The sequence below is a fragment of the Actinokineospora diospyrosa genome (genome assembly GCF_024171925.1).
In the GTDB taxonomy this organism is placed as follows: domain Bacteria; phylum Actinomycetota; class Actinomycetes; order Mycobacteriales; family Pseudonocardiaceae; genus Actinokineospora; species Actinokineospora diospyrosa.
Genome location: NZ_JAMTCO010000003.1, coordinates 180,327 through 197,437, shown reverse-complemented (window position 1 = coordinate 197,437; position 17,111 = coordinate 180,327). Strand labels below are relative to the sequence as shown.

The window sequence follows — 17,111 nt, the reverse complement described above, 5'->3', positions numbered from 1 at the left end:
CCGCACTGGACAACCCCTAGCTGGCCCCTACTCGACCGCTACCGGGAACTGCAGCATCCCCCTGATAATAAAGGAATCCCGGCGTCGGACCTGTCCGACCGGACGCAGCAGCGGCAGCCGCGCGGCGACCGCGACCAGCGCGATCTCGGCCTCGAGCCGGGCCAGTGCCGCGCCGAGGCAGAAATGGATTCCGGCGGAAAAGGACAACGTGTCCGGACCGGATTCCCGGCCGATGTCAAAACTGTCCGGCCGCGAATAGACCTCCGGGTCCCGGTTCGCCGCGCCCGCGCAGATCGCCAGTTCCGCGCCCTCGGGCACGACGTGGCCGTCGAGCTCGACGTCGGTGTGCGCGATCCGCCGGTACTGCTGCACGGGCGTGTCGTAGCGCAACGTCTCCTGCACGACGGCGGGCGCGAGCCCCGGGTCGGCCTTGAAGCGGGCCCACTGCTCGGGGTTGCCCAGCAGCGCGCGCACGGCGTTGCCGATGAGGTTGACCGTGGTCTCGGTGCCCGCCAACGGCAGGAACATGCACAGCGGCACCAGCTCGTCCATCGCCAGCCGACCGTCGTCGACCGCGGGCAGCAGGTCGCTGATCAGGTCCTCGCCCGGTTCGACCCGGCGCAGCGCGATGATGTCGGTGAACATCACCGTCATCTCCGCGATCGCGGCCCGCACGTCCCTGGCGACCTCCACCGAGGCGACCCCGTCGAGCAGGTAGGCCATCCGCCTGCTCAGCTGGAAGAACAGCCGCCGGTGCCGCTCGGGGATGCCGACGAGGTCGCCGATCACCCGCAGCGGCAACTGCTGGGCGAAGGCGCTCATGAAGTTGACCTCGGCGCGCCCGGCCAGGATCCGGTCGATCAGCTCGTCGCACACCCGCTCGGCGGTCGGCCGCCACTTCTCCAGCCTGCGCGGGTTGAGCGAGGGCACCGACAGCTTGCGCAGCCGGGTGTGCTCCGGCGGGTCGAGGCCGAGCATCGAGTTGTCGAAGGGCATGAACTCCGGCGCCTTGGTGCCGTCGGCGCGGCGCACGCCGAAGCGCTTGTCCCGCAACACCTTGTTGGCCAGCCGGTGGCTCGCGGTCACCCACACGCCGAGCCCGCTGCGGTGCAGCGGCCCCCGCGCGCGCACCTGCTCGTAGAGCGGGTACGGGTCCTCGGGCGCGCGCAGCAGCCGCGCGTACGGGTCGCCGCGATCGCTGACGGCGCGCAAGTGGTCCTGCCACAACGCCATCTGCGCCCGCGCCTGTCGATCCGCGAGGTCGGTCATGTTCCCTCCCGCGCCACGCTAGACCGGGCGTCCCCCCTAAGCTCAACCCCTAGGGCCCTTGCGCCGTTCCGGTCCATCCCTTCTCGGACACCGTGGACAGCGCGCCGCGGCGCTGCTAGGGGTTGCCCGGCGTCACCGGCTGCCGGCACCTTGGCCGTCAGGCGCCGGAAAGTTCCCAACGCCCGCGCGCGGAGAGGAAGCCGGAGGCCATGGGCGGGCTCGGTAGCTCGACGCTCGGTCGCGCGGAGGGTGCCCGTGGGTGACTCGTGGGTGTACCGGCTGCGCTCCGCGCCGCGACCGCGGTGCCGACTGGTGTGCTTCCCCCCGGAAGGCGCCTCGGCGACGTTCTTCCTGCAGCTGGCCCAATCCATCGCCCGGCCGGTCGAGGTGCTCGGGGTGCAGTACCCCGGCCGCCGCGACCGCCGCCACGAGCCGTCGATCACCTCGGTGCCCGGCCTCGCCGACGGAGTCAGCTCGGAGCTGAACTGCCGCGCCGACCTGCCGATCGCCTTCCTCGGCCACGGCCTGGGCGCGGCGGTCGCCTTCGAGACCGCGGTCCGCGCCGAACGGGCGGGCAGGCGCCCGATGGCCCTGTTCGCCTCCGGCGCCCCCAGCCCCTCCCGCCTGGGCACCGCGTCGTACGTCGACACCGGCGAGTTCACCGAACCCCTGCGGTTCCCAGCCCCCACCCCGCTGACCACCCTGCACGACGACCAACGCGCCACCGAGTCCTACCGCTGGCGCCCACAAGACCGGGTCTCCTGCCACATCCTCGCCATGATCGGCGACACCGACCCAGCCGCCCCCCACGCCGACGCCTGGAGCGAAGTCACCACCGGCTGGTTCGAACTCCAACTCTTCTCCGGCGACCACGGCTACCTGACCACCTTCGTGTCCACAGTGGCCAACACCGTCTCCGAGCGCATCACCGCTCTGTGCACAACTTCCCGCTCGGACCCCCATCCCTAGCCCCCACCCGCCCCACTTCCCTCGCCCTCACCTTCGTCCTCACTCCCTCCTCACCCTCACCCCCCGCCGCCCCCTACCAACCCCACCCCTGTTCCTGCTCGCTGGGGCGGACTTGTTTTGCGTGGGGGGACAACACCCGTAGCGTCGCCTCGCGGCAGGGCCAGTCTTTTCGGCCCCTGCTGTGCGGACCTGCCACGTGTGTTGTAGGGGCCCCACGCAAAACAAGTTCGCCCCATCGAGCCCACCGCACTCCCAACCCCCGCAGACACACGGGACACCCGCCCCACGGAGCCGACCGCACTAGCAACCACCGCAGACACACGGGACACCGAGCCCACCGCACCACAAGCCCCAGCACGGCCACACGGCTTCGCAGCCCACGCAGACGCCACAGGAACCCCACACACAACCAGGCCTCATCGAGCCACACGCACCCCAGCCACGGGTGCGCTCAGCGAGTCAACTCAACTGATCGTCCCGTGTGGACAGCCAACCCCGCTGGCAGATCAGACCGCTTACGCACACCCAACTTCCGATAAATCTTCGTCAGGTGCTGCTCCACCGTACTGATCGTGATGTACAACTTGTGCGCGATCTCCCGGTTCGTATGCCCCAGCGCCGCCAACGTCGCCACCCGGTGCTCAGCATCACTCAGCGCCGAAGCGCCTTGATCAGCCCGGTCCGGCCGACGCGCAGGAACACGATCAAGAAGACCACGAACCCCGCAAGCCGCAGCCTCATCCGCAGCCGTCTTGGCTATCCGACGCGCGCGAGCCGCATCACCACGAGTCGCGATCGCGGCGGACAGCTCAGCCAGCGCCACAGCGGCGGCATAGCGATCACCGGTGGCCCGGAACGACTCGGCGACCTCGTGCAGCAGGCGGACCGGGTGGTGCCCCGCCAAGGCCAGGACGCGCATCGACCTGGCTCGGGTGTGCCTCGCGGCCGAGGCGGGCAATTCGGCTTGCACGCGGGCCAAGTGCGCCGCCGCACGGCCGCGCCCCAACCGCAGGTGCGCCTCGGCGAGGTCGGTCCGCCACGGCGCCAGTGCGGGCAGGTCCATCCCCGCGGCGGCCAGGACCCGGCCGCACGCCTGGAAGTCCGCGATGGCCGCGAGCACCCGGTCCGAGGCGAGGTAGTGGTGTCCGCGTGCCCGCAGGTACCGCGCGCCGATCACCGTGTCGGCCATGCCATCGGGGACGACCTCGCGCAGGGCGGCGCTCTCGGTGTTGCCCATGGCCGTGTCCGCGGCGATCATCGTCGACAGCGGTAGACCGATCAGCACACCCCACGACCGGGCGGGCAACAGGGCCAGACTCCGTTGTGCCGTCGTCCAGGCCGTGCGCACCGCGCCTTGGCGCAGCTCGACCTCGGCTCGGATCGAGCCGAGCAACGCCAACCAGGTCGTCGCCCGGCGCCGCTCGGCCTCCCCGATCAGGTCGGCGCACCAGCGCTCGGCCAGGTCGACCCGGTCGGCCATCAGCAGCGCGGTCACCGCGGCGGCCAGGACCTCCAGGGTCCGGTCCGCCAGCGGGCACCCGTGCAGCACGCGCTCGGCGTCGGCGACGACATCGGTCACCGCTCCCCCGATGAGCCCCGGGACCAGTGCGGCGGCGGCGCGCTCCCACGTGTGCGCCACCCGCACCGACGGCGCGGTGCCGCGGATCCACTCGTTGGCCAGCGCCAACCCGACGTCGTCGTGGACCTTGCCGGGGTCGTTGTGCCACAGCGTGAACCGGAGCGCGGCCGCGGGGTCCACTTCGGACAACGGGGCGAAGTCACCCGGGTTGTACCGCCACACCGCACCCGCGAGGTCGGCCGCGGTCTGCTCGCGGACGCGCCCGGTGGTCATCGGCAACGCCTGGCGCAGGCAGCGGACCGCGAACTCGCCCCGGTCGGTCGCGATCGCGTCCAGCGCGGCCGCCCGCAGCACCGGGACCACCCAGTCGGGCAGCTCGGGGCCAGCGGCGACCACCAGTCGGGCCACCTCGATCGGTCGCGCGCGGCGCTGGTGCAGGACCCGGGCCGCGCGCAGGTGTAATCGCGCCGCCTCGGCGGGCGGCAGGCCGTCGAGCACCGCCGAGCGGACCGCGTCGTGGCGCAACCGCCAGCCGACCAGCACGCCAGCGGAGGTGAGCACCCCGGTGAGCCGCGCGGCGACCACCTCGGTCTGCTCGGTCAGCTCCGCGATCGCCGCGGGCGAGGACCACGACCCCAGCACCGCCAACGCCCTGGCGACGGCGAGCAGCCGGGGCTCACCGCGGTGCAGGCAGGCGACCACGGCCTGGCGGAAGGCGAACCCGGGTTCGGCGGCCGCCGGGTCGTGCTTGTTGTCGGCGATCATGGCGTGCAGCAGCAGCGGGTTCCCGCCGGTCGCCCGGTGGTACGCCGCGGCGGCGCCGTCGGTGCCGACCTGGGCGCGCAGGAACTCCGCGACCCCGTACTCGGTGAGCAGGCCGAGCCGCAGCCGGTGGTCGGCGCGCGTGGTCAACTCCCCGGACAGCGGCTCCCAGTCGGTCACCACGACCAGCACCGGCAGCCCCGCCGCGCGCTCGCGCACCTGCGCCAGCAGCCGCAGCGACGCCGCGTCCACGTGCTGGACGTCGTCTATGGCGAGCACCAACGACCGCTTGCGCGCTGCGGCCAACACCCGGTCGGTGAACTCACCGTCGCCAGGCAGGCCTGACTCCAACTGCCGTACCGCGCCGAGTGGGATTTCCCGCTCTTCGCGTGAGCCGGACGCGGATAGCAGCAGCGTCCCTGAGGCGACTAGACGATCGGCGAAGAGGTCGAGCAGGCTCGATTTGCCGCTGGCTGGCCCGCCGACGACCGCGACGACCCGCGCCCCACCCAGCGCGCACTCGGCGAGGTGCCCCACCAACGCCTCGACCGCGCTGTCGCGTTCGACAAGCCGCCGTTGGACCAACTGGCGTTCGACCAGTGTCATCCGGTCTTCCCTCCACACCCGGCGAGCGGCGTCCGACCTGGGAATCTACTCCCGCTGGCTGCTGTCGGAGAAGTGACTAAGCGGGCCGGATCATTGCCGGACAGATATTTTCCCGTTAACGCCACGCGGCCCGCCGACTTTCGTCATTATAGGGTCGGATAGGGGTGTCCAGGGGTGGACAGTGGGGCCCGCCACTGGATCTACCCGCAGGTCAGGACCGGCGGTTTGGTCGAAGTGGGGAACACGGGACGAGCCGGTGCGCTTAGGGGCCGGATAGGGGGTTGTCGACTTCGGGGTGCCCCTGGGATCGTCGGAAATCCCGGAGCCGGGTGGGGGGAAACAGCCATGACAGTTGTCGCCGGACATTCCCGTGGGGATAGCACGCACACGCCTGACCCGCGCGAACCGCGGGAACGGCTCGCGCGGCTGCTCGACGAGGGCAGCGCCATCGAGCTATCGGACACCGGCCCCGAGACGACCGCGGTGACAGCCGTGCGCGGCAGGATCAACGGCGCCGCGGTTGTCGCTTACTGCACCGACGCCACCAACCGCGGCGGCTCTCTTGGCGCTGCCGAAGCCGATCGCATCATCGTCGCCATCGACCTGGCCGTGCGGCTCCGGGTGCCGGTCATCGGCCTCTGGCACTCCGGCGGCGCCAAGCTCGCCGACGGCGTGGAGTCCATGGACGGGGTCGGGCGGATGTTCGCGGCGATGACCCGCGCGTCCGGTCGGGTGCCGCAGCTCTCGGTCGTGCTCGGCCCGGCGGCGGGAGCGGCTGCCTACGGGCCCGCGCTGACCGACCTGGTGATCATGTCCACCGGCGGCCGGGTGTTCGTGACCGGCCCGGAGGTGGTGCGCAGCGTGACCGGCGAGCAGGTCGACATGGAGGGCCTCGGCGGGGTCGACGCGCACGGCCGCCGCTCCGGGGTGGTGCACGTGACGGTCGACTCCGAGGACGCGGCCTACGCCAGGGCCCGCGCGATCACCACCCTGTTCACCCGCCCCGGCCTGCTCGACGTCCGTTCGGTCGGCGCGCCGAGCGATCTGCGCGACCTGCTGCCGGAGTCCGCCAAGCGCGCCTACGACGTGCGCCCCCTGGTCCGCGCCGTGCTCGACGACGGCGGGTTCGAGGAGCTGCAGGCCAAGTGGGCGCCCAACATCGTGGTCGGCCTCGGCAGGCTCGCGGGCCGCGCGATCGGCGTGATCGCGAACAACCCGCTGCGCAAGGGCGGCTGCCTGGACTCGCTCTCGGCGGAGAAGGCGTCGCGGTTCGTGCGGATGTGCGACAGCTTCGGCATCCCGCTGCTGGTCCTGGTCGACGTGCCGGGGTACCTGCCCGGTGTCGGGCAGGAGTGGGGCGGGGTGGTGCGCCGCGGCGCGAAGCTGCTGCACGCCTTCGCCGAGGCCGCCGTCCCCCGGGTCACCCTGATCACCCGCAAGGCTTACGGCGGCGCCTACATCGCGATGAACTCCCGTTCGCTCGGCGCGACGAAGGTGTTCGCCTGGCCGGGCGCCGAGGTCGCCGTGATGGGCGCTGAGGCGGCGGTCGGGATCCTGCACCGCAAGAAGCTCGCCGCGGTCGAGGAGCCGGAGCGCGAGGCGCTGCGGGCCACCCTGGTGCTTGAGCAGCAACGGACCGCGGGCGGTGTCGACCGGGCGCTGGCGCTAGGCGTGGTCGACGAGGTGATCGAGCCCACCCAGACCCGTGTCCGGCTCGCCCAAGCGTTCGCCGAGGCCCCCGCGGGGCGCGGCCACCATGGCAACATCCCCCTGTAGGACTCGCAGGGGAGAGGGGATCTAGGGATGAGCACGGACTTGTGGCTGCGCCGGTTCCACCCGGCACCGGAAGCGGCCACTCGGCTGTTGTGCCTACCGCACGCGGGTGGGTCTGCCAGCTACTTCTTCCCGGTGTCGCGCGCGCTGAGCCCGGCAATCGAGGTCGTGGCCGTGCAGTACCCGGGGCGCCAAGACCGGCGGCAGGAGCCTTGCCTAGAGACCGTCGGCGAGCTTGCCGACCGGATCGCCGACGTGCTGCCCTCTTACCTCGACAAGCCGCTGACCATCTTCGGGCACAGCATGGGAGCCTCGGTGGGCTTCGAACTGGCGCTGCGGCTGCAAGAGCGCGGCACGGTTGTCCACGGCTTGGTCGTCTCCGGTCGCCGAGCCCCATCCGCGCTGCGCGACGAGCGGGTGCACGAGCTCGACGACAACGGCCTGATCACCGAGATCAAGCGGCTCGACGGCACTGAGACCCAACTGCTCGACGACACCGAGATCCTGCGCATGGTCCTGCCGTCGATCCGCGCTGACTACAAGGCTGCGGAGACCTATAGGCGCACCGAGGGGCCTCGCCTGCGGACGCGGGTGCTGGCACTGACCGGCGACAGCGACCCCAAGGCAACTCTGGCCGAGGTGGACCAGTGGGCCGACCACACCGACGGCGGGTACGAGCGCGAGGTCTACTCGGGTGGGCACTTCTACCTCAACAACCACGTGCCCGCGGTGCTCGACCGGATCCGCGCGCACGTGCGTGACTCCTCCAGCCCCCGCCCGGCGTCGTCCCCGGCTTAGCGGCTCAGGCCCCCGGGTAGGTCGGTTGCCCGGGCGTGCGAGGCTCACCAGGTCCACAACGGAGCCTGGGAGCGGTACCGATGATCGACGGGTTGTCCCCCACCCTGACCTGGGTCGCGGTCGGGGCGGCGGTGTGGGCACTGGTGCTTGTGCTCATCAACCGACCGCTGTCCCTGGAGCGCGTCGACAGTAGGGCCTACCTGGGGCTGTTGGCGCTAATCGAGCTCGGCTTGCTGGCGCAGGCCGTCCTCGGGTTCATCAAGCTCGCCAACGCCGACCATGACGTGCCCGCGCTGTCCTACGGCGGCTACCTGCTGGGCTCGCTGTTGATCCTGCCGGTCGCGGTGTTCTGGTCGCTCGCGGAGCGGACCAGGTGGGGCACGGCGGTGCTGGTCATCGGCGCGTTGGTGATCCCGGTGATGATCGTGCGACTCGACCAGGTGTGGACCCGTGGCTGAGCCGAGGACCGACAACCCCACCCGCTCCGGCCCCGGGCGGCTGCTGATCGCCGTCTACGCGATCTTCGCGCTGGCCGCGTGCGCCCGCTCGGCCAGCCAGATCGCGACCCACTTCGACCGGGCGCCGCTGGCCTACCTGCTGTCCGCGTTCGCCGCCGCGGTCTACGTCGTGGCGACCGCGTGCCTGGCCGCGGGCACCCGCGCGTCGCGCCGGATCGCGGTCGTCTCCTGCGTCGTGGAACTCGTCGGCGTACTCGCGATCGGAACATCGAGCCTGGTCGCGCCGAGTGCATTTCCGGACGCGACCGTGTGGTCGGCATTCGGTATGGGATACGGTTTCATCCCGGTCGCGCTCCCGGTTCTCGGATTGCTCTGGATCCGCCATACCGCGCGGTAAACGCGATTTCGGCCCAATCGGACGCCCCGCGCATCGGACTAGGCCATTCGAGGACCACCCCTGTCACCCTTCGTAGTTGACGAAGTAGGGTCATCCGGTGTCCCGACTGTCGCCCGCCACCCTCGGCACCACCCCTGACGACTGATCCCGCAACCCCTGACACACCCCTAACCTGCGGCAATTTAAGGGGCTCTTGAGGTAGTTGTTGGCGATTAACACACCATTCCCGACTCACCCACCGTATTCGCCGTGACCGCCGGTCACAGGTTTGTCGACGCGGTAAGTTGTTGAATGCGAGCCAAACCAATCGGACCGCGGTACGGCTGGCGCCGCAACCGGATGCTCCAATCGGTCCACCGGAAAAGCGAAAACGCATCAACATCACGCATTGTTCACCAGAGCAATTGGCAAACCTTCCACAACGGCGGTCATTGCCGTTAGATTCACCTCGAAGCATGGGGCCACGGGGAAATCACTGATCACCGAGCGTGACTTCGGGCGGGGTGGGGCCGGACCGGAGCCGAGGGGCCAGTAGGGGAAGGGGCGGCACATGGCGCTGGTCGAACGAGGAGAGGAACTGGCCGCTCTCGGGCGGCTGTACGCCGAGAGCGGGCGCGGCCGGGGTCAGGTCGCGTTGATCAGCGGCGGCGTCGCCAGCGGCAAGACCGAACTGCTGCACGCCTTCGCCGACCGGGTCGCCGCCGACGGCGCGGCCCTGCTCACCGCGACGGGGGCGCGCGCCGAGCGGACGCTGCCCTTCGGGGTGCTGCGGCAGCTGTTCGCCGGACCCGCGTTACCCGGGGCCGTGGCGACCTGCCTCACCGACCTGCTCGGCGGGACCGGTGCCGCGGCCGAACGGGCCAACCCCGCCGACCTGAGCGATCCGACCGCGATCGGCCGGGCGGGCGCGCGGGTGCTCGACGAGGTGTGCGCGGCGCTGCTGGAGCTGGCCCGCGACCGGACCGTCGTGATCACCGTCGACGACGTCCAGTTCGCCGACGCCGAGTCGCTGCAGGCGCTGCTCTACCTGCGCCGCAGGATGCGGTTCGCCCGGGTGCTGGTGCTGCTGACCGAGTGGGCGCTGCCCCGGCCGACCCAGGCGGTGTTCCGCGCCGAGGTCACCCGCCAGCCCAACACCACCCACCTGCGGCTGGCCCCGCTCAGCCGCGCCGGGGTCGCCGAGCTGCTCGCGGGCAGGCTCGACCCGGCCACCGCGCAGGTGCTCGCCCCGGTGCACCACGCGGTCAGCGGCGGCAACCCGCTGCTGGTCACCGCGCTGGTCAACGACCACAACGCGGCGGCCCGCGCAGGCCAGCGCCCCGGCGACGGCGCGGTCGTGGTCGGCCAGGAGTTCGGCACCGCGGTGCTCGCCTGCCTGCACCGCTGGGAACCCGCGATGCTGCAGGTCGCGCGCGGGCTCGCGCTGCTCGGCGCCGCCGGTTCGCCGGTGCTGCTCGGCGCCCTGCTCGACATCACCTCCGACGCGGCCGCCCAGGTGCTCGACGTCCTGGAGCTGGCGGGCCTGCTCGACGGCGGCCGGTTCCGGCACCCCGTCGCCAAGGCCGCCGTGCTCGACAGCATCGCCCCCGCGGACCGCCACGCGCTGCACGCCAGGGCCGCCCGCCTGCTCTACCGCGACGGCGCCCCCGCCGACGAGGTCGCCCGGCACCTGACCGCGGCCGAGCACGCCGACGACCCCGCCGACGCGGCGTGGGCGGTCGAGGTGCTGCGGCACGCGGCGCAGGAGGACCTGGTCGCCGACCGGATGGACCTCGCCGTGCGCAGGCTGGAACTGGCCGCGCGCACCAGCCAGGACGCCGACGAGCGCGCCGACATCACCACCCAGCTGCTGCGGGTCGAGTGGCGCCGCAACCCGAGCGCGGCCGCCCGGCACCTGCCGTCGCTGCGCGCGGCGCGGGCCCAGGGCAAGCTGTCGGACCGCAACGCCGTGCACCTGGCCAAGTTCTTGCTCTGGTACGGCCACACCGACGAGCTCTCGGGCACGCTGTCCGACCTGGCCGCCGCCGCGGCCAACCGGGACGCGCCGATGGCCGGGCAGCTGAGCCTGGTGTTCCACTGGCTCGCCTTCCTCTATCCCCCGGTCGTCGCAGGTGTGCCCGCCCCGGAGAGCGGCCCGGCCCCCGCCCTGCTCGCCAACCCGTGGACCCGGGCGTCGGCGATGCTCGACCGGGTGCGCTTCGGCGGTCCCCGCGAGGAGATCGTGGTCGCCGCCGAACACATCCTGCAGAGCTGCAGGCTCGGCGAGCAGACCCTCGGCTCCCAGCTCTCCGCCCTGGCGGCCCTGGTCCACGCCGACCGCAACGACCGCGCCGCGCACTGGTGCGACGCCCTGCTGGCCGACGCGACCGCCCGCGGCGCGCTGACCTGGCAGGCCGTGATCGGCGCCATGCGCGCGGAAGTGGCGCTGCGACAAGGAGACCTACCCGCCGCGGCCGAGTTCGCCACCGCGGCCTTCGACAAGCTCTCCCCCCAGGGATGGGGCGTCGCGATCGGGGTACCGCTCTCCACCGGAGTAGCCGCCGCGACCGCGATGGGCAAGCACGAAGAGGCCGCCGCCCTGCTGCGGGTCCCGGTTCCCGAAGCGATGTACCAGACGCAGTTCGGCCTGCAGTACCTGTACGCCCGCGGTTCGCACTACCTGGCGACCGACCGTCCACATGCGGCACTCGCCGACTTCCAGCGCTGCGGCGAACTGATGTCCGGTTGGGACGTAGACCTTCCGGCCCTCGTCCCCTGGCGAGCAGGCGCGGCCCAAGCGCAGTTGGCACTGGGGAACCGGGAGACCGCTCGCGCTTTGATGGCGGACCAGTTGACCCGGCCCGGCTGCGAGGGTGCCCGCACGCGGGGCACGACGCTGCGAATCTTGGCCACGGCATCGACCGCTGATCGACGGGTAGCGTTGCTGACCGAGGCCGTGGAGTTGTTGCACACGGGCGGGGATCGGTTCGAGCTAGCCCGAGCGTTGCTCGACCTGAGCCATGCGCACAGCGCCGCCGGGGAGTGCGAAAAGGCCCGAACTGTTGCACGGCGGGCATTGCAGATGGCCAAGGGATGCCACGCGGAGCCGTTGAGCCGGGAGTTGTTGCCCGGGCGAGAGCCTGAGGTACCGGAGCAGACTGGCCGTCATCGGGAGCCCACGGGAATGGACGCGTTGAGCGAGGCCGAGCGGCGAGTGGCCGTGCTGGCGGCGTTAGGGCATACGAATCGGGAAATCGGCGGGAAGCTGTACATCACGGTTAGTACGGTGGAGCAGCATCTGACGCGGGTCTACCGGAAGCTGAACGTGAGTCGGCGGACGGACCTGCCTGCGGGGCTGCCTCGACAGTTGTTGGGGGCGGTGGAGGAGCGGTAGCGCTTGCTGCGCTTGCCGGGCTTGCTGCGCTTAGGGGCGCTTGCTGCTTGGCGCCGCTTGCTGTGCTTAAGGGTGCTTGCTGCTTAGGGGCGCTTGTCGTGCTTAGTGGGCTTGGCTGTGCCTGGTAGGTGCTTGGCCAGGTTGCCGGGCTTTGCGGGTGCTGGCTTAGGTGGGTACTTGCTGAGTGGGTGATGGCTGCGCTGGGGGGGTGTCCACAAGCTGGTTGTCTGTCCACAGGCGCCGGTTGCTGCTCTCGTTCTGTCGGGTCCCGTTGGTAGGCTGTATATCGGGGGCTCTCGTGGCGGATGATCTTGCGGGAGCTGGGTTGTGGGCGTGAGTTGTCCACAACGGCTTCTGTTGTCCACAGGCGTTGGTTGCTGCTGCGGCTTTGTCGGGCCTCCTCGGTAGGCTGTGTATTGGGGGGTCTTGTGGTGGATGATCTTGTGTGGGTGCTGGGTTGTCCACAATGGCTGCGGTTGTCCACAGGACTCCGGTCGCTGCTCCTGGTTTGTCGGTGCTGCGCGGTAAGCTGTGTATTTGGGGGCTTTCGATCAGGTTGATCTTGACGCATGCCCGGGCTGGGGATGCGGGGCAAGGGGTTCGGCGGCTTCGGGTCGGCTCGCCTTCGGCATCGCGACCCGGGATCGGACGCCTCGTTGCCTGGCGGCAACATCGGGCCCGATCCGCGATTTCCGAGCTTTGCTCGATGCGGTGGACCTGTTTTGCGCGGGGCCCCTACGACACCCGTGGCAGGACCGCAAAGCAGGGGCCGAAAAGACTGGCCCTGCCGCGAGGCGACGCTACGGGTGCCGTCCCCCCACACAAAACAGGTCCACCCCATCGAGCACTTGGCACCAGCGAGTCCGACTGTCCAGGCGCTGGGAAAGTGGGCTGGGGCGGACCTGACGGCAGCTGGGATGGCACCGACAGGTCCGACTGTCCAGGCGCTGGGTTGGCAGGGCTGACGAGGGCGGGCTGGGATGACACCGGCCGTTCCGAGTGTCCAGGGCTGAGCAGGTGGGTTGAGGCGGACCTGACGGCAGGCGGGACGGCACCGCAGGGTCCGAGTGTCCAGGCGCTGAGCAGGTGGGCTGGGGCAGACCTGACGGCAGGCGGGACGGCACCGCAGGGTCCGAGTGTCCAGGCGCTGAGCAGGTGGGCTGGGGCAGACCTGACGGCAGGCGGGACGGCACCGCAGGGTCCGAGTGTCCAGGCGCTGAGCAGGTGGGCTGGGGCGGACCTGACGGCAGGCGGGACGGCACCGCAGGGTCCGAGTGTCCAGGCGCTGAGCAGGTGGGTTGGGGCAGGCCTGACGGAGGCTGAGATGGCACCAGTGACGCCCGAGAGTCCAGGGGCCAAGTGGCAGGGCCGGGTTGGCGGGGCTGGGAGGGCGGAGAGGGGCTCGCGCGCGAGGGTGCGGAGGCGGCCTCAAGATCAACAATTCGCCGCAAGAAGGAGGGCTAAGAGGCGAAGACCAGGATTATGGCCAGGATGGCGAGGGGGGCTAGGGCCCACCAGGTTGAGGTGATTGCCACGACGGCCACGGTGCTTAGGGCGGCGACGCCTAGGAAGGCGACCAGCCCCCGGTTGTTGCGGCGGGGGGCTGGTCGTTCCCAGAGGGGGGCTTGGGGGATTACCACCTTTGTCTCGACCTGCGGTGGGTCGAACGACGGGTGGGGGGTGGGGAGGTCGTCGAACAGGGTGGTCAGGTCGGCGCGGGTTCGGGCCGCTGTTGCCTGGGTTACGCGCTGTTCGTACTCGGCCACGTCGATCCGGCCGTTGGCCAGGTGGTCGGCGAGGGCGGAGATGGCCTCTTCGCGCTCGGCGGTACCCACCCTGATGTTGGCCTCGCGACCCGTCCCCATGGGCCCCACTTTACGCCCGGGTCAGGCGTCCTTGCGCAGTACAGCTTCGATCTCGACCAGTACCCGCACGTCGTCGCTGATGACGAGGTTGCCGTTGGTGAGGGTCGACTGGTAGGTGAGGCCGAAGTCGGCGCGGCTGAGGGTGGTGGAGGCCGAGAACGCGGTCTTCTGCCCACCGTCGATGCCCACGCCGAAGCCGAGGGCCTCGACGTCGAGGGTGAGGGAGCGGGTGGTGCCGAGCAGGGTCAGCTCGGCGTCGAGCAGGTAGTTGTCGCCGTTGGGGCGCAGGCCGGTCGAGGTCAGGGTGGCGGTGGGGTGGACCTCGACGTTGAAGAAGTCGGCGCCGAGGAGGTGTTTGGTGAAGACGTCCAGGCCGGTGTCGAAGGAGGACGTGTCGATCTCGGCGGTGACGGTCGAGTTGTACGGGTCCTCGGCGGTGACGATGACGCCGGAGAAGCGCTCGAAGCTGCGCCGGTAGCGGGTCAGGCCCAGGTGGCGCACCACGAAGGACACGTCCGAGTGGATGGGGTCGATGTCCCAGGTCCCGGCGAGGTAGCCGGGGATCCGGATGGCGGTGGTCACGGGCGTGCTCCCTTGTCCTCAATCTGCTGACACGCACAAGGTGGCACCCGTGACAATCCGCGTCAAAGACTCCCGCGTACCGGGACGTCGGACCACCTAGGCTCGGGGTGTGCTCACTCCTGGGATGACATACGACGTGGCGGCGGTGCGGGCCAGGTTCCCCGCGCTCGCCGAGGGTGCCGCGCACTTCGACGGGCCGGGTGGCTCGCAGGTGCCGGTGGAGGTCGCCGAGGCGGTGACCGCGGTGATGCTCGCCGCGGTGGCCAACCGGGGGCGGGTGACGGCGGCGGAGCGGCGGGCCGACCTGGTCGTGACCGAGGCCAGACGGGCCATGGCCGACCTGCTCGGCGCCGATCCGCGCGGGGTGGTGTTCGGCCGCAGCATGACCCAGCTCACCTACGACCTGTCCCGGGCGCTGGCCAAGGGCTGGGGCCCCGGCGACGAGGTCGTGGTGACCCGGCTCGACCACGACGCGAACATCCGGCCCTGGGTGCAGGCCGCGGCCGCGGTGGGCGCGACGGTGCGCTGGGCCGACTTCGACCCGGCGACCGGGGTGCTGGCCACCTCGGCCATCACCGACCTGCTCACCCCGCAGACCAGGCTGGTCGCCGTGACCGCCGCGTCCAACCTGCTCGGCACCCAGCCCGACATCCCCGCCATCACGGCGGCGGCGCACGCGGTCGGCGCGCTCGCCTACGTCGACGGCGTGCACCACACCGCGCACGCGCTGGTCGACGTCAAGGCGTTCGGCGCGGACTTCTACGCCTGCTCCCAGTACAAGTTCCTCGGCCCGCACCTGGGCACGGTCGTCGCGGACCCGGAGCTGCTGGAGACCCTGCGGCCGGACAAGCTGCTGCCGTCCTCCGACGCGGTGCCCGAGCGGTTCGAGCTCGGGACCCTGCCGTACGAGTCCCTGGCGGGCAGCACCGCGGCGGTCGAGTTCCTGGCGAACTTGGTCCCCGGTGAGGGAACCCGCCGCGAACGCTTGACGAACTCGCTGACCGCGCTGCACGAGCACGAGACCGTCCTCTTGCGACGACTCGAAACCGGCCTGCGCGGACTCCCCGGCGTCACCGTCTACGGAGATCCCGAGCGCGCGAGGACGTCCACCGTCCTGTTCACAGTGGACGGAATTGAACCTAAAGACGTCTACGAGCGCCTAGGACTCGCCGGGGTCAACGCGCCCGCCAGCCACTTCTACGCCATCGAGTGCGCCAGGCACCTGGGACTCGGTGACGCGGGAGCGGTCCGCGCGGGGATCGCGCCGTACACCAACGAGTCCGATGTGGACCGATTGCTCACCGCCGTGGTCGACCTCACCGCGTAGCGGCGGGACAGGGCGAGGCCCTACCCGGCGCACCCCGGGTAGGGCCTCTGTTCCACCACCCCGCGGTCAGCCCGTGGCGAGCGTGAGCCCGTACACGGAGAGGATCTCGTTGACCGGCTGGAAGTACGTGGTGCCACCGGAGGAGCAGTTGCCCGACCCGCCGGAGGTCACGCCCTGGGCCTGGTCGCCGCTGACCCACGAGCCGCCCGAGTCACCCGGCTCGGCGCAGGCGTTGGTCTTGGTCAGCCCGGACACGGTGCCCTGCGGGTAGTTCACCGAGGCGTTGGTGGCCTGGATGGTGCCGCAGTGCCAGCCGGTGGTCGACCCGGAGCGGCACACGCTCTGGCCCACGCCCGCCTCGGACGAACCGCCGACGGTCACGTTCCCGTTGCCGTAGCCGTTCACCGTGGGCGAGGGCGTCCACGACGAGTTCGACGCGACCCAGGCGTAGTCGTTGCCGGGGAAGGACGAACCGCGGAACGTGCCGAGCGCGCTCTGGTCGGCGCCGGTCGCGCTGGAGCCGGTGGTGCCGCAGTGGCCCGCGGTGACGAACCCGCCCTCGACCGAGAACCCGACCGAGCAGCGGCTGGAACCGTTGATGTAGTAGGCGTTCCCGCCCACGATCGACCCGGCGAACAGCTGGGGCGCCTCGGTGGTCTCGGCGACTCGGACCGCCCCCGCGCTCTTGGCCCGGTCCACGAAGGACGTGACGTCGGCGCCGGTCGCGCCGCGGGTGACGGTGAGCACCACCGAGTTGGACGGCGCGTCGACGTACCACCCGGTGACCGCGGTGGGCGCGCCGCCAGCGGCCTGCCGGTCGATGGCGGTCTTGGTGGCGTCCAGGTCCGCCGCGGTGCGCGCCACGACGGCCGGGCGCGCCCCGGTGGCGCGGACCGCGTCCGCTTTGCCCGGGTCGGCCACGCCGACCACGAGCGCGCCCCCGTCGAGCCACGAGCCGCCGAACGCGGCACCCGCCGCGTCGCGGGCGGTGGGCAGTAACGCCCGCGCGTCGTTCTCCGCCGCGACCCGCTGGTGCACCTGCTCGGCGCTGAGGCCGAGGTCGCGCTGCAACGCCGGGACGAGGGCGGCCGGTGCCGCGGTGGCCGCCGGGGTGAGCGCCACGGCCGCGCCCGCGGCCAGTCCGATGGCGCCCAGCGCGACGAGGGCCCGTTTTCTGCTGCTGGTGGTGCTGCTGCGCATGGGGATGGTCCTCTTCCTTGCTCGCAGGGTTGCCGGGGTCAGGGTTGACAGGTCCCGGGTCGACCGCCCCGACCTCACCCGGATCAGTGACCGCCGATCGGGACGAGCCCGCCGGGGCGATGGAGCGACGCTAGTTCGCTCAACCGCAGGTCG

The 17,111-nt window shown here is 71.3% G+C and carries 12 protein-coding genes; 7 read left to right on the top strand and 5 right to left on the bottom strand.

From position 1 onward, the window contains the following. Positions 1-27: 27 nt before the first annotated feature. Positions 28-1,269 (bottom strand): cytochrome P450, encoded by a 1,242-nt coding sequence (locus tag LV75_RS06055; RefSeq protein ID WP_253885656.1) that lies wholly within the window; start codon positions 1,267-1,269, stop codon positions 28-30. A gap of 255 nt (positions 1,270-1,524) precedes the next feature. Here LV75_RS06055 and LV75_RS06050 point away from each other — a divergent pair, with 255 nt between their 5' ends. Further along, complete coding sequence (locus LV75_RS06050) at positions 1,525-2,238, top strand: thioesterase II family protein (protein WP_253885655.1); 714 nt, start codon at positions 1,525-1,527, stop codon at positions 2,236-2,238. 451 nt (positions 2,239-2,689) lie between these two features. On the opposite strand, the gene LV75_RS06045 is transcribed toward LV75_RS06050, so the two are convergent. Continuing rightward, entirely contained in the window at positions 2,690-5,185 is a 2,496-nt protein-coding gene (locus LV75_RS06045) for a helix-turn-helix transcriptional regulator (protein ID WP_253885654.1), read from the bottom strand. Between the two features lie 345 nt (positions 5,186-5,530). Here LV75_RS06045 and LV75_RS06040 point away from each other — a divergent pair, with 345 nt between their 5' ends. The 5 genes from LV75_RS06040 to LV75_RS06020 all read left to right on the top strand — a co-directional run bounded on the left by LV75_RS06040 (position 5,531) and on the right by LV75_RS06020 (position 11,984). Beyond that, positions 5,531-6,961 carry an acyl-CoA carboxylase subunit beta gene (locus tag LV75_RS06040; RefSeq protein WP_253885653.1) on the top strand — a complete coding sequence of 477 codons (1,431 nt, stop codon included), beginning with the start codon at positions 5,531-5,533 and terminating at the stop codon, positions 6,959-6,961. A 27-nt stretch (positions 6,962-6,988) separates the two neighbouring features. Continuing rightward, positions 6,989-7,756, top strand: coding sequence for a thioesterase II family protein (locus LV75_RS06035; protein ID WP_253885652.1), 768 nt, complete (start codon positions 6,989-6,991; stop codon positions 7,754-7,756). A gap of 80 nt (positions 7,757-7,836) precedes the next feature. After that, entirely contained in the window at positions 7,837-8,214 is a 378-nt protein-coding gene (locus LV75_RS06030) for a hypothetical protein (protein WP_253885651.1), read from the top strand. Further along, on the top strand, positions 8,207-8,611 hold the full coding sequence (locus tag LV75_RS06025) for a hypothetical protein (protein ID WP_253885650.1): 405 nt from the start codon (positions 8,207-8,209) through the stop codon (positions 8,609-8,611). The genes LV75_RS06030 and LV75_RS06025 overlap by 8 nt, the downstream gene beginning before the upstream one ends. A gap of 550 nt (positions 8,612-9,161) precedes the next feature. Next, complete coding sequence (locus tag LV75_RS06020; protein WP_253885649.1) at positions 9,162-11,984, top strand: helix-turn-helix transcriptional regulator; 2,823 nt, start codon at positions 9,162-9,164, stop codon at positions 11,982-11,984. Between the two features lie 1,460 nt (positions 11,985-13,444). Here LV75_RS06020 and LV75_RS06015 read toward each other — a convergent pair. Both LV75_RS06015 and LV75_RS06010 read right to left on the bottom strand, forming a co-directional pair. Then, entirely contained in the window at positions 13,445-13,849 is a 405-nt protein-coding gene (locus LV75_RS06015) for a DUF1707 SHOCT-like domain-containing protein (RefSeq protein ID WP_253885648.1), read from the bottom strand. A 21-nt stretch (positions 13,850-13,870) separates the two neighbouring features. Next, on the bottom strand, positions 13,871-14,431 hold the full coding sequence (locus tag LV75_RS06010) for a YceI family protein (protein ID WP_253885647.1): 561 nt from the start codon (positions 14,429-14,431) through the stop codon (positions 13,871-13,873). Between the two features lie 124 nt (positions 14,432-14,555). Between LV75_RS06010 and LV75_RS06005 the strand changes: the two genes are divergently transcribed. Then, on the top strand, positions 14,556-15,758 hold the full coding sequence (locus LV75_RS06005) for a cysteine desulfurase-like protein (protein ID WP_253885646.1): 1,203 nt from the start codon (positions 14,556-14,558) through the stop codon (positions 15,756-15,758). Between the two features lie 66 nt (positions 15,759-15,824). Here the strand turns inward: LV75_RS06005 and LV75_RS06000 are convergent, their stop codons facing one another. Next, positions 15,825-16,958 carry a S1 family peptidase gene (locus LV75_RS06000; protein WP_253885645.1) on the bottom strand — a complete coding sequence of 378 codons (1,134 nt, stop codon included), beginning with the start codon at positions 16,956-16,958 and terminating at the stop codon, positions 15,825-15,827. Between the last annotated feature and the right edge of the window lie 153 nt (positions 16,959-17,111).

Coding starts and splice junctions, on each gene's coding strand:
- LV75_RS06055 (WP_253885656.1), bottom strand. CDS start 1,269: ATGACCGACCTCGCGGATCGACAGGCGCGGGCGCAGATGGCGTTGTGG.
- LV75_RS06045 (WP_253885654.1), bottom strand. CDS start 5,185: ATGACACTGGTCGAACGCCAGTTGGTCCAACGGCGGCTTGTCGAACGC.
- LV75_RS06040 (WP_253885653.1), top strand. CDS start 5,531: ATGACAGTTGTCGCCGGACATTCCCGTGGGGATAGCACGCACACGCCT.
- LV75_RS06035 (WP_253885652.1), top strand. CDS start 6,989: ATGAGCACGGACTTGTGGCTGCGCCGGTTCCACCCGGCACCGGAAGCG.
- LV75_RS06030 (WP_253885651.1), top strand. CDS start 7,837: ATGATCGACGGGTTGTCCCCCACCCTGACCTGGGTCGCGGTCGGGGCG.
- LV75_RS06020 (WP_253885649.1), top strand. CDS start 9,162: ATGGCGCTGGTCGAACGAGGAGAGGAACTGGCCGCTCTCGGGCGGCTG.
- LV75_RS06015 (WP_253885648.1), bottom strand. CDS start 13,849: ATGGGGACGGGTCGCGAGGCCAACATCAGGGTGGGTACCGCCGAGCGC.
- LV75_RS06005 (WP_253885646.1), top strand. CDS start 14,556: ATGACATACGACGTGGCGGCGGTGCGGGCCAGGTTCCCCGCGCTCGCC.
- LV75_RS06000 (WP_253885645.1), bottom strand. CDS start 16,958: ATGCGCAGCAGCACCACCAGCAGCAGAAAACGGGCCCTCGTCGCGCTG.